The organism is Prevotella illustrans (assembly GCF_017426725.1).
Taxonomy (GTDB): domain Bacteria; phylum Bacteroidota; class Bacteroidia; order Bacteroidales; family Bacteroidaceae; genus Prevotella; species Prevotella illustrans.
Map to the genome: position 1 here is coordinate 113,284 of NZ_JAERMS010000006.1, position 13,584 is coordinate 126,867.

The 13,584-nt window shown below is 46.1% G+C and carries 9 protein-coding genes; 1 reads left to right on the forward strand and 8 read right to left on the reverse strand.

Features of this window, described 5'->3' with window-relative positions; all coding sequences use genetic code 11:
* Positions 1-266: 266 nt before the first annotated feature.
* On the forward strand, positions 267-4,076 hold the full coding sequence (locus JHU38_RS03735) for a two-component regulator propeller domain-containing protein (protein WP_158267263.1): 3,810 nt from the start codon (positions 267-269) through the stop codon (positions 4,074-4,076).
* A 19-nt stretch (positions 4,077-4,095) separates the two neighbouring features.
* On the opposite strand, the gene mfd is transcribed toward JHU38_RS03735, so the two are convergent.
* From mfd to JHU38_RS03775, 8 genes are all read right to left on the reverse strand, one after another.
* Positions 4,096-7,521, reverse strand: coding sequence for a transcription-repair coupling factor (gene mfd / locus JHU38_RS03740; RefSeq protein ID WP_107581047.1), 3,426 nt, complete (start codon positions 7,519-7,521; stop codon positions 4,096-4,098).
* On the reverse strand, positions 7,518-8,273 hold the full coding sequence (locus JHU38_RS03745; RefSeq protein ID WP_107581048.1) for a polyprenol monophosphomannose synthase: 756 nt from the start codon (positions 8,271-8,273) through the stop codon (positions 7,518-7,520). The genes mfd and JHU38_RS03745 overlap by 4 nt, the downstream gene beginning before the upstream one ends.
* A gap of 121 nt (positions 8,274-8,394) precedes the next feature.
* Entirely contained in the window at positions 8,395-9,153 is a 759-nt protein-coding gene (locus tag JHU38_RS03750) for a lysophospholipid acyltransferase family protein (protein ID WP_107581049.1), read from the reverse strand.
* Positions 9,150-10,328 carry a metallophosphoesterase gene (locus JHU38_RS03755; RefSeq protein ID WP_107581050.1) on the reverse strand — a complete coding sequence of 393 codons (1,179 nt, stop codon included), beginning with the start codon at positions 10,326-10,328 and terminating at the stop codon, positions 9,150-9,152. The genes JHU38_RS03750 and JHU38_RS03755 overlap by 4 nt, the downstream gene beginning before the upstream one ends.
* A gap of 46 nt (positions 10,329-10,374) precedes the next feature.
* Positions 10,375-11,700 (reverse strand): dihydroorotase, encoded by a 1,326-nt coding sequence (locus JHU38_RS03760; RefSeq protein ID WP_107581051.1) that lies wholly within the window; start codon positions 11,698-11,700, stop codon positions 10,375-10,377.
* Positions 11,701-11,713: 13 nt separating this feature from the next.
* On the reverse strand, positions 11,714-12,511 hold the full coding sequence (locus JHU38_RS03765) for a DUF4369 domain-containing protein (protein WP_107581052.1): 798 nt from the start codon (positions 12,509-12,511) through the stop codon (positions 11,714-11,716).
* Between the two features lie 83 nt (positions 12,512-12,594).
* A complete protein-coding gene (locus tag JHU38_RS03770) occupies positions 12,595-13,029 on the reverse strand; it encodes a hypothetical protein (RefSeq protein WP_107581053.1) in 435 nt (144 codons plus the stop codon).
* An 8-nt stretch (positions 13,030-13,037) separates the two neighbouring features.
* Positions 13,038-13,379: an FtsB family cell division protein gene (locus JHU38_RS03775; protein WP_107581054.1), complete on the reverse strand. Its 342-nt coding sequence runs from the start codon at positions 13,377-13,379 to the stop codon at positions 13,038-13,040.
* Between the last annotated feature and the right edge of the window lie 205 nt (positions 13,380-13,584).

Sequence of the window (13,584 nt, forward strand, 5' to 3'; positions counted from 1 at the left end):
AGCAAAGTTGTATACTACGATACACTTTGATTTTTAGAACGTAAATACACAGAATTAAAACTTATATACACATATATTCGTAAATAAAAGATAATTTCATTTGGCAATCTGAAAAAATATTTAAATTTGCAACAATAACCCAGACGACTATACCAAGAATGAAACCTATAACTTACATTTTTTCATCTATTCTACTCGTATTAGGTATCTTTGCGTTGGCTCAAACACGAAAATGGAATTGTTTATATCTCACAAACAATGAAGGCATGAGTAATTCTTCTGTCAATGTGATTTTCCAAGATTCACAAGGAATCATGTGGTTTGGCACTTGGGACGGTCTGAACAAATACGACGGGCATGACTTTGAATGGTTTTCTTCCAGTATTTCCGACACGACTACACTTACAAATCCCATTATTCGAAACATATTAGAAGAGGACAGTGACCATTTGTGGATTGTGACAGATGGCGGAATCAACAGACTGGATAAGAAAACAAAAATAACCAAACGTTTTTATTTAGACAGCAAGATTGACACACATTATCGTGAAAACGTGTTTAAATGCGCAACCGATACTAAGGGAAATGTCATAGCGAATCATTTACATGGTCATCTGTATCTCTTTAATAAGAAACTGGAGAAGTTTCAACAATTACAAATTTCTTTCCAAGATGACATTGCTTTCCTACAATTTGACGCATACAACAGACTCTGGATCGGCACTTCGTCGTCCTTGAAATGCTTTCACCTAATCAAGAATAAGCTATTAAAGATAAAAGAACATAAATTGCCATCCGAGACCAAGTATGTTCCCAAATCACAATATCGTCAGGTATTCTTAAAAAACGGCAACACGCTGCTCACGATTGACAAATCGGGCAACTTAACTCCAACGAATTATCAGACAGACGAAGAGGTTTTATGCGCAGTCAGCAAAGGGGAGCAGCTATTTATAGGAACAAACGATGGTTGCGCCATCTATCGGCAAGGAAGCAAACATACGATATTAAAAGGCAACAGTATATCGTCTATACTTTTAGGGACTCAAAACATACTGTGGCTGGGAACCGACGGAAAAGGGGCCTATCAATATTTCAACAGCAACAGTTTTATCTCCAGTCCCAAGCTCGGCAATATAACTTCGCCCGTGAGAGCAATTCTTAGAGACGGGAAAACGCTATGGTTAGGAAGTAAGGGAAACGGTCTTTCGTCCTATAAGATATACAGCGATGACAGCTTGCGATTAATCAAAAACTACAATGTCGGCCCTGGACGCAGTAACAATGCGGTATTCTCCATTACAAAAGGAAGCGACGGACGCCTATGGTTAGGCACTGACGGCATAGGCATTCCATATATTAGGCAAGAAACGCTGCAACGCATGAAATTCAGAAATAAATCTGATGAACATGAAATATACTCCGTCTACTCTATAGTTCAGGATAATGACACGACACTATATTTGGCTACCAGCGGTAATGGCATTGTCAAAGTAAACTTCCAAGCCAATATCGTCACACGGATAAAGAAATATACAGAAGGGAAAACAAACGACAAACTAAAAAGCAATGTCGTTTACACACTGATAAACGACGGAAAACATCTTTGGGCTGGCACACGTGGCGGAGGTGTCAGCAGAATGGATAAGTCAACGGGACTATTCAGAACTTATCGTAACATCCCTAATGATAATTCATCGTTGGGATGTAATGACGTCATCGCAATGCTCCGAGATCATAAAAATAGAATTTGGATAGGAACAACTCAGGGCCTCAACCGCATGGAAAGCGGCAATGCGAATGCTACTTTTACACGATATATCAAGACTTGTGGGTTGAGTAATACGAATATCCATGGAATTTGTGAAGATTTGTTTCACAACATTTGGGTAAGTACAAGCAAAGGAGTCGCCCGAATAGACGAGACTGGTAATAATACAATCAATTTCCATTATCGCGACGGATTACAAGGCAATGAATTTTCAGATGGCGCATATTATACGACAAACGAAGGAAACGCTCTCTATTTTGGTGGTACTAACGGTATTAGCACGATTTTTCCCATGCAGATCGAAGAGAATAAATTCATGCCCAAGCTGTTAGTAAACAAGATTAGTATTGACAATGAAGACGTAGTCTGGAACGGCAAGAGTCTCGTAACCAGCCATCAGGCAAGAACCATAGAGGTTTCATTCTCACTTCTTGATTTTATCAACAATAACCGCTGTGAACTGGCCTACTGGCTTGAAAGCTCACAAATATTGGGCAGTGGTAAAGAATCATGGACCAATGTCGGTGAAAACAAAAAGATTATTCTAAGCAAGCTATTTCCCGGCAAGTACGTTCTCCATGTAAAGCAAAGCAATTCCAATCATTTATGGGCAGAGAAAACACTTGACATTTCTATTGAAATCAAATTCCCCTTGTGGGCAAGGTGGTGGGCAGTCATGCTTTATATGATTGCGATTATACTGCTTGTGCGTTATATATACTTCATGAAAAAGACACACATAGAGGTCAGACACGAGATGCAGTTGGAGCATCAAAAAATGCAAAGCAGAGAAGATGTCCATCAGGCGAAACTGAAATTCTTCGCAAATGTGGCCGGCAGATTCACCAACAACATTACACAAATATACGACGCATTGGAAATGTTGAAACAGAATACGACAAATCACGCAAATAAAAAGTACATGCACCGTATTGATGCCAACGTACTGCAAATGAATCGGCAGATACGGCAACTAATAGATATACAGAGTGCGGAAACCAATGACGCGGATATCAATCCTGAAGAAACAGACCTCATGAACTCCATCAAAATGGCGTTTGACGATTTCTCTATCATTATCAATCAAAAAAACATCAATCTGCTTATCGCCAACAGACAAAATATTGCCAACATCACAACAGACAAAACAATTCTCGACAAGGCTTTGAACAGCCTGCTAAACTATATCATACCCAATGCAATAGCCGATTCGACCATTGAAGTGACACATCAAAAAAGAGATAACAAATGGATGGTCACTTATAACTACTTGGGTAATTCACCTTCAAAAGAGGAAATTGACATCATATACAACAAATACAAGGCGCTGGAAAACTTTGAAAACAGACTGTCGGACGGTAAAAACGACCATGCCATCGGACTCACCGTATGTAATGACCTACTACAAAGAATAGAAGGCGAATTGATTATCGATACCGAAATCAACAGTTTTGTCATCACACTCTCCATGCTGAAACCGAATAAGAAAAGAAGTGTGCCGAATAAGGTCGACCCCATAACGCAATTTATCGGCAACAAGCGGAAAACGATTCTTCTCATTGAACGTGACGAATCTATGACCCGACTTATTATCAACGGACTCAACAATGATTATCATATTCTTCCTGCAGAAATAGAAGACGACGCTTATCATCTTTTAGAAGCCAACACCGTAGATCTAATCATCTATGACCTCACAGGACATGACCTACATTTTATTGACACCGTCAAGAGCAATGAGACCTTTAAATATATTCCACTGGCTGTCATGACTACTGAGAATAGTCAAGAACACCATGTTGACATTATCCGCAAAGGAGCCAATTCCATCATTGTGAAGCCCTTCCGTATGGACTATTTCTCGGCTATGGCAGATCGCATTATCTCTGAAAAACAAAAAATAATAGACTTTACGGAAACGTCAACGGCATACATTCGGAAATACGACTCGAAAAAACTATCCGATAATGATCGCAAATTTCTCACACTGGCTATAGAGAAACTGAAAGAGAGCTATATGGATGAAGATTACTCGCCGGACAGGCTGGCAGAAGACATGGCTGTCAGCAGAACTCAACTCTACCGGAAAATGAAACTGCTCATTAATCACACACCTTATGACTTCATCTTGGACTACAGGATGAAGCAAGCAGAGAAATTACTCAAAAACAGCAAAAAAACAATCTCGGAAATCATTGCCGACTGCGGATTCAGAAACAGGTCTTTCTTCTATAGAGAGTTTTCAAAACTCCATGGATGCTCACCAAAAGATTACCGAAAAGTAATCGATAGCGAACGACCATGAAGAATTTATTAAAAACAAACTAAGCCAACACTTCTTTCAGCAAGCGGACGGCTTCTCCGACCGACGGCACGTCCTTGATGTGCATCAGGCGGCGGCCTCTTACCTCCTTAAGGTCGCAGCGACGGGGATGATTGGCGATGAAGTTCAGTATCCTGTCGAAACTCTTACTCTTGTAATAAGCACTCAGCGGATTGCTGACAAACTGCAGGCTAAGCATGCCATTGCGGAACATAATTTTCTCGCAGCCCAGACTCTTACCCAGCCGGCGCAAGGGAACCACCTGCGTGAGTTCTTCGCCCGCATGAGGAATGGGACCGAAACGGTCGACCAATCGCTGCCGATAAGCCTGTAACTCCGCATCGTCCGTGATATTGTCCAACTCCCGATAGAGCAACATGCGCTCACTGCTGCCCGGCACATAAGTGTCGGGGAAGTACATCTCCAAATCGCTTTCGATAGCACAGTCTTCCACAAATTCATCGCCTCCAATGTCATTGCCGGCAGCCATCTCCTCGGCATAGATATCCTGAAACTCGTCATTCTTCAGCTCGGTAACGGCCTGGTTGAGTATTTTCTGATAGGTCTCATAACCCAAGTCCTCCATGAAACCGCTCTGTTCGGCTCCCAACAGGTTACCGGCGCCACGGATATCCAAATCCTGCATGGCCAGATTAAAACCACTTCCCAATTCCGAGAAATTCTCTAACGCCTCCAACCGACGGCGCGCCTCGGGCGTGAGAACGCTCTTGGGCGGTGACAACAGATAACAGAAGGCCTTCCGATTACTACGCCCCACCCGTCCTCGCATCTGATGTAGGTCGGACAAGCCGAAGCGATGGGCGTCGTTGATGATGATGGTATTGGCATTGCCGATGTCGATACCATTCTCTACGATGGACGTCGACAGAAGCACATCGTAGTCATAATTCATGAAGCCCACCACAATCTTTTCCAGGTCATCGGGTTTCATCTGTCCGTGCCCGATGGCAATGCGACAATCGGGCACGTATTTCTTAATGAGCGACGCGATCTCGGGCAGGTTGCTGATACGATCGTTGATGAAGTAGACCTGACCGTTGCGGCTCATCTCAAAGTTGATGGCGTCAGCAATCACCTCATGCCCATAAGCAGCCAGTTCCGTATGGATGGGATAACGGTTAGGCGGCGGCGTGCGAATAATACTCATATCGCGTGCCCCCATCAACGAGAATTGCAATGTTCGCGGAATGGGCGTGGCCGACATGGTAAGCGTATCGACATTCGTCTTGAGCTTGCGTAGCTTTTCCTTGGTGCTGACGCCAAATTTCTGCTCTTCATCAATGATGAGCAAACCCAAGTCGTGCCACTTCACCGACTTGCCGATCAACTTATGCGTACCGATGATGATGTCGATGCGGCCGGCCTCCAAATCGGCGAGCACATTCTTCGTGTCCTTGGCCGAACGGGCTCTCGACAAATAATCGACCCGCACGGGAAGGTTCTTCAAACGGTCGCGAAAAGTCTGATAATGTTGGAAAGCCAACACCGTGGTAGGCACCAGTACGGCCACCTGCTTGCTATCAGCCGCCGCCTTGAAAGCCGCCCGCACCGCCACTTCGGTCTTGCCGAAACCAACGTCGCCACAAACCAAGCGGTCCATGGGCCGCTTACTTTCCATATCGGCCTTCACGTCCTGTGTAGCTTTATTCTGGTCGGGCGTATCCTCATACAGAAAACCGGCCTCCAGCTCATGCTGCATATAAGAATCGGCGCTGAAGGCAAATCCCGTCTGATGACGTCGCCGGGCGTATAGCTTGATCAAATCACGGGCAATATCCTTGATTCGCTTTTTCGTCTTTTCCTTCAAGCGGTCCCAAGCTCCCGTTCCCAAGGTTGAGAGTCGGGGCGGCTCACCCGTATCTTGCCTGCGATACTTGCTGATTTTATAGAGCGAATGAATCGAAACATCTACCTTATCATTGTTCTGATAGATAATCCGAATCATCTCTTGATAGCCCTGCTCACCGTCAGCCGACGGCTTGGGCAGCGGCACCCGGACCAATCCTCCAAACTTCCCGATACCGAAATCGACATGAACAAGGAAGTCGCCGGGCTCCATCTCCTGCAATTCCTTCAATGTGACAGCCATCTTGCCGGCCCGTGCCCCGTCCGACTTGAGATTGTATTTGTGAAAACGGTCGAATATCTGATGATCGGTGAAGTAACAAATCTTGGCCTCATGATCGATAAACCCCTCGTGCAACGTCTTGCCGACGGCCTCAAAGCGAATGCCGTAATGCAGCAAAGCCTCACTCGTGAAGATGTCCTTCAGGCGTTGCTGCTGTTTCGCGCTGTCGGCCAACACATAGAGCCGGTAGCCCCGCTGTTGGTAATCGCCAAGCGTCTGTGCCAACAAGTCGAAATTTTTATGAAAGAGCGGTTGCTGCGATATGTCGAAAGAAATAGACGCCGAAGCCTCATCGCCGGGCACGCCAAGTGTTATCCGACGGAAAGGCGCCACGTCTTGAGTAAACCGCGAAGCCGTGCACAGCACGTTTTCCTTCTGCATGGAACGTAGGATTTCCTGCCGTTCCACCTCCGTGACGTCGGCCAACCGGTCGGTAAGCGCCTGCGAAGAGAAGCCTTCGTTATAAACCTGCCCGATGATGTCATGCACAAAGGTGAAATCCTTCATCACCAAGACGGCCGTATCGGGCAGGAAACTGAGGAAAGAGACTTTCTCGCTACCCGACGATGCCAGCTCGGGAACGATTTCCACTGCGGTTTTCGCCTCTTTCGACAACTGGTCCTGCACCTCGAAAGTGCGAATCGTATCAATCTCATCACCAAAGAAATCAATGCGGAAAGGGTATTCACAGGAATAGGAAAAGACATCGAGAATACTGCCACGAGTGGCAAACTGGCCGGGTTCATACACGTAATCCGTTTCATGAAAACCATAATCACGTAACGTATGGGCCACCTCCGTGATATCGATTCGCATGCCACGACGCAACGACAGCCTGCGTTCGTCCATGATTTTCTTCGACACCACCAGCTCGGCCAAGGCTTCCGGGTGGGTCACGATGAACTCAGGCGCACGCCTCTCGGAAGCTCCGCCATCCGCTAATCGGCTCAGCACTTCGGTGCGCAGAATCTCATTGGCCGCATCCCTCTGCCCGTATTTTACGGCACGGCGATAAGATGACGGAAAGAAAAACACCTGACCACTGCCCAAAAGTTGTGTCAAGTCATGATAGAAATAACCCGCCTCGTCGGCGTCGTTCAGAATGAAAACGAACGGGAAGGTGACACTTTGGGCCAATGAGGCAAAAAACACGGACGCCGCGGACCCCGATAAGCCTCGCAGAAATATATGGCCGGAATCTTTCTTTTCCAACAAACGCAAAAGGGCCCCACCCTGTGGAGCCTTTGCGCAATTCTTCAGAATGTCATCTGTATTCATGACCGGCGAGGAATTTTAGGGTATTTGCGAAACCAACCGTCCAGCCGAAGACGCATAACGCCGAAGAAAGCTTCTCCAAAAATGCCACCGCTCATCTTGCTGGTACCCTCCCGCCTGTTGACGAAGATCACGGGAACTTCCTTTATCTTGAATCCTATCTTATAAGCGGTGAACTTCATTTCGATTTGGAAACCATAGCCTTTGAAGCGTACTTCATCGAGGGGAATCGTTTCCAACACACGCCGACGATAGCAAACGAAGCCCGCCGTGGTATCGTTCACCTTAATGCCGGTGACAATCTGCACGTACTTAGAGGCAAAATAGCTCATCAGCACACGGCCCATCGGCCAATTGACCACATTCACGCCACTGATATAACGGGAACCGACGGCCACGTCATTCCCTTCATCATGGGTGGCGGCATACAGGCGAGGCAGATCGGCGGGATCGTGACTGAAGTCGGCGTCCATCTCAAAAACATACTCATACGCACGCTGCAATGCCCACTTGAAGCCGGCGATGTAGGCCGTGCCCAAACCAAGTTTGCCGGAACGCTCTATGATAAAGAGCCGGTCGGCAAACTCCGTTTCCATCAGATGGCGAACGATTGCCGCCGTTCCGTCGGGACTGCCGTCATCAATCACAAGAATATGAAAAACTTTCTGTAAATGAAAGACTGCACGAATAATCTTCTCAATGTTTTCCTTCTCGTTGTAAGTAGGAATAATTACAATGCTATCGCTTTGAGTCATATTATTTTATTCGTTTTAAATATGTCAATGATTATACAAAGGTAGGCTTTTTTTGATGCAAGTTGACAAAACAGACTACTTTTTTCATGAAATATCAGACTGATTGTTCGTAAGATTTCGGTTATTGGTCAGGATTCTCCACAAATCCCTGATACTCGGGCACCAAACCGCCCATCACGGCCCGATAGGCCTGCTCCATTGTCTGCTTCTCAAACTCGATGCCCTTGCCTTTGGGTGGTATCGGCTGATGAATAGTCAGCGTCAGCGGGTGCCATTCCACCCAGCGCAAGTCGCGCGTCCGGGGCATGACATCGAACGAGCCGTTAATGGTCAGCGGCACGACCGGCAATTGAAGTTCATCGGCCAGCATGAAAGCGCCGCGACGAAAAAAGCCCATGTGCCCCGTGAATGTACGTGAGCCTTCGGGGAACACCACCAAGGACATGCCTGCACGAAGTATCTTACTGGCATTGGAATAAGTCTGCCGTATCTTGCTCGGCCCTCGCTTGTCGACAAAGATGTGGTGAGCGGCCTTGCAGGCGATGCCTATCAGCGGAATGTTGCCCAGTTGACGCTTCATCATCCATTTGAAATTGCGATTCAGATAACCATAGATCAGGAATATGTCGAAAGCGCCTTGATGATTGGCCACGAACACATAGGACTGACCGGCCTGCAGATGTTCGCGGCCCTCGACCTTGACAGGAAGAAGAAGCACCTTGGTAATGAGCCGGGCCCAGCACTTACCGGGATAATATCCCCAGAAATGACCGTTGCCTATCAAGCAGCCGACAACCGTAACAAGCGAGGTGAGCACGGAAGCCGCCAGGATGACAGGCAGGCAGACCAAAAGTTGATAAACACGATAAAGGAATTTCATAGAGATGGGTTACGATGAAGGGTGAATACTACGATTTCGGGGATAGCGCCAATGCGGATGGGTACGACGCCTCCCAGCCCGGCCGATACATAGAGGTAGCGGCCGTCCTTTTCAAACAAGCCGTAATCCTCCTTGTAGGTCAGCATGGTCGGGCGAAGGCCTAATATCTTGATTTGCCCGGCATGGGTGTGACCGCTCAAGGTTATCCGGGCATTGGTATGAGGCAGGATCGTGCGATCCCACGACGACGGGTCGTGCTGAAGCATGATGACAAACGAACGGCTGTCGACGCCCGCCATCGCTTTACGAATGTCAATCATGTGCGGAAATGGCGCTTCGCTGTCATTATGCGTACCGACTACGACAATGCTGTCTGATTCACGATGGAGAACGACATTGCGGTCTATAAGCAGATTCCAACCAAACTGGCGCTGGAGCTTTCGGGTAAGCTGCTCGTTATAATGCTTTACCGACTCCTTTTCTCCTTTCTGATAAAGGCTATAGTCGTGATTACCGAGTACGGAATAAACGCCATCCTGTGCCTTCAACGAGGATAATTCACGCCTAAAAGCCATCAGTTCCTGCGGCCTGACATTCTGCAAATCGCCGGTAAAGACTATCATGTCGGCACCTTGCGCATTGATACTGTCGATATCGCGCTTCAATATCTTATAGCGCCAACCGCGATAAGTGCCTACATGGAAATCGGAAAACTGGGTGATTCGGTAGCCGTCAAACGCCTTGGGCAAGTCGTCCAGATATAAATGCACGTGACGCACCGACAGCTTGGCCTCGCCGAACGTGAAGCCGTAGAAGAAAAAACCGACGCCGACAAGCGACACGAAAGGTCCGATAATGTTTCCCCAATTGCGATGGCTGCGGGTCATGATACACCATAGCCAACCCACGCACGAACAAACCGTGAAAAGAAAAACGGGCAGAACAATCCATGTCAATAAAATGAAGAACAACTCTATCCACAGATTGTTATGCGGCACGAAATCTCTGATACAGGCCATACCGACGCAATAGCCGGTCATGGCGAGCGCGGGAAGCCAGCACAACATCTGTTTCCACCACCGCAAACGTAAGCGGCGGACCAGGAAGTGGCGGTCGATGTAGACCTGTGGCAACAAGATAGCCAACAGTAAAGGTATGATGATACGAGCTACCATAAAGTCATTTTACGCACAGACAAAGTAGGATGAACGCAGGAGAGGCTTATCCGAAAACCAACTGTTTGCCTACACGACCGGCGTCAACCCGACCCCTGCTGTAGACCAACGCGCCGTTACAAAGCGTATGCACGACCTCCCAGTGAAACGTTTCTCCTTCAAGCGGGCTCCATCCACACTTACTGAGAATCCTGTCTTTCCGTAAAATCCAAGGAGCCGTGGGACGGATTATCGCCAAATCGGCCCAATGTCCCTCACGAATAAAGCCACGCTCATGAATCTTAAACACGTGGGCGGGATGATGACACATCAGCGTCACAAGCCGCTCCAACGGGAGAACACCCCGATTAACCAGTTCCAGCATGGCCAACAAGGAGAACTGCACCATCGGCATGCCGGAAAGAGCCTTGGCCGCCCCACCCTGCTTTTCTTTCCACAGATGGGGAGCGTGGTCGGTGGCGACCGTCAGAATCTTGCCGTTTGTCAGCCCTTGTCTCAGGTTTTCACGATCTGACGCCGTTTTAATGGCAGGATTACATTTGATGAGTGCCTTCTTCGTTAGATAATCCGAATCTGAGAACAGCAAATGAGGAACACAAGCCTCGAGCGAAACATTATCTCCTGCCAGCGCAAGCTCGCGGGCCGTCGTGATATGGGCAATATGTAAACGAGTGTCATATTTTTTGGCCAATTTAACCGCCAGAGCCGATGACGCATAGCAAGCTTCGGCCGACCGTATCTCGGGATGGATGGAGATATCCGGATCATCTCCGTAAGTCGCCATCGCCTCACGCATATTCCGATTGATAAGTGCCGTATCTTCACAATGGGTCATCAGCGGCAACCCCAAATCATGACAGGCCGCAAATATTCTTTCCAATGATTCCTGCTTATCTACGAGCATATTGCCTGTGCTGGCTCCCATAAATAATTTAATTCCGGGAATCATACGCCGAGGAACAGCCGCAAAAGTATCTATATTCAAAGACGTTGCTCCATAAAAGAACCCGAAGTTAACAACACTCTTCTCAGCCGCCAGCCTATACTTCTCCTCCAATGCGTCGAGGGTTATTGTCTGCGGATTCGTATTGGGCATTTCCAGAAAAGAAGTAACACCGCCGGCGGCAGCGGCCATACTTTCGGTATGAATATCTGCCTTCGCAGTCATACCGGGCTCGCGAAAATGCACATGCTCATCAATAACTCCGGGTAAAACAAAACAGCCCGTAACGTCTATCATTTCCTGATAGGCATCACGGGATATTGTGCCCGGTTTCAATATATTCTTGATGTGACCGTTTTCTATGAAGAGATCGGCTAAAAAAGAGTGACCTTCATTAACAACAATGCCACCTTTTATCAATAAGCTCATTCAACAAAAAGAATTATTTATGTTCTGCTGCAGGAGAGGTCGGCAGAGCCAACTGATTAGGAGTCGGAGCTTCACCTTGCGGCGCGGGGCCTATAGGCTGATTGGTAGGAATTTCTTTCAGTCCATTCATAATCTGCTCATTCTCCTGTGCTTTCTTATAGTAATCTTTTACGTATGGATCATTTTTGAATTTGTCGGTAGCCTTACTCATGATATCTTCTATCCATGGAGTAAGCTCAGGATATTGATAGCCTATCGTTACCATAAAGAATACGCCGGGCCCCAATACATTGTCGAAATTTTCACAAACAAAATTCGTCACCAATTGGTCTTCCTGTTCCGTGAGCCTGTTTGCCTCATTCCTAAGATGCGCGTTCACAATCTCCATATTACTGCCATTCATAATAGCCTGGTCATGCTTATGCACAAGTTCAGCCTCCTGATTTTTCAATTGGTTATACTTGTTCACAAACTTAAACAGCTTATCATTCAGTGGTGTTCCACTAACAGTCTGCTGTGTATCATCAAGTTTGACAGAAATATCACCACCTTCTATCACGATTGGCATAACGCTCTCGTCATCCATAAATATATTAGCCAGCCTCACAGAGTCGTATGTACCACTGAAATGGAACTGCCCGTGTACCACGTCGCACGAATCCAAGCTTTTAAACTCGTTATTCTTCAAAACTTTCAAGTATAGCTTGCGACCATCCAGATTTGATACATTTGACGTGCCTTGGATATTATAGGAATTCACACATGAAGTGAATGCGATTAGAGATAGGAACAGGTATAGAACTTTATTCATATATAGATTGATTCATTCTCAAGCAAAGATAACATGTAATATCGATGTTTGGAACTTTTTTCATGCAATTTAATTGATATTCCTTAACTTTTATGTTTTTTTGGATTAATGCTTTTGCCTTTTTCAAGTTCAGAAGAAATACGGTGCATCGTATACATTTCAAGTAGCGCGGCTATCAAAAGAAGGATAACCCATTTATTATATACATAGGTCAGATAATCCACAACATGGGTAAACATCGGTCGCAATACCCCATAAGCATTGTCGACCATCAAGAGTCCGGCCAAGATAAAAAATAGGTCAGCCATTCCCATTATCCTTTTCAAACGCTTGATCGTGATCGACGACCCGGTATAGGCCTGCAACAATTGGATCGTTACAAAAAGGATAGCACCTAATAAAAAAATCCAGCTTACAATCTGCCGGTTCCACATCAGGACATAAGTCCCGGCTCCAATCACCATTAAAGCGCCTCCTAAAAGGAAGAGATAACGGCGGGTCTTTGTTAATTCCTCCATTGTCGTTATTATTCTATAACTACTTCTTGATTTTCATCTACAGGCTGTTCGTCAGAGCTCAAGACAAAGATATCTTCATCATCGGCTTTCATGAAATAGCGTTCACGAGCAATTCGCTCTACCGCTTTCGGATTACGACGAATCTCCTGCAACTGTTTAGAATCAGCCGCATGTTGATCCTCGTATTTCTTGATTTCTTTTTTTAAGTCTTCAATTTGTAATTCAAGTTTCACTCGCTTCAACACACTATCCTCACCTACTACCCCTATGAGTAATGTACAAACCACAATCACAAGAAAATACTTATAATGTGATATAAAATTCCATAGTATATTCAGCTTATTTGCCATACGTGAAAATCTCTTGCAAAAGTAAACAAAAAAATGAGAACCGTCTGTTGGCTCACTGAAAATTTAGAATAATTAATAAGAGCATATCCCTATTATTCCAATAGTGTCCTAAATAGGGTCGGTAGAAAATTAGTGGGGACAGGTTTACAGGTATCGATGATATCTACTGTGTGCCCTGAATTATCTTTACATATACCATCAAAAA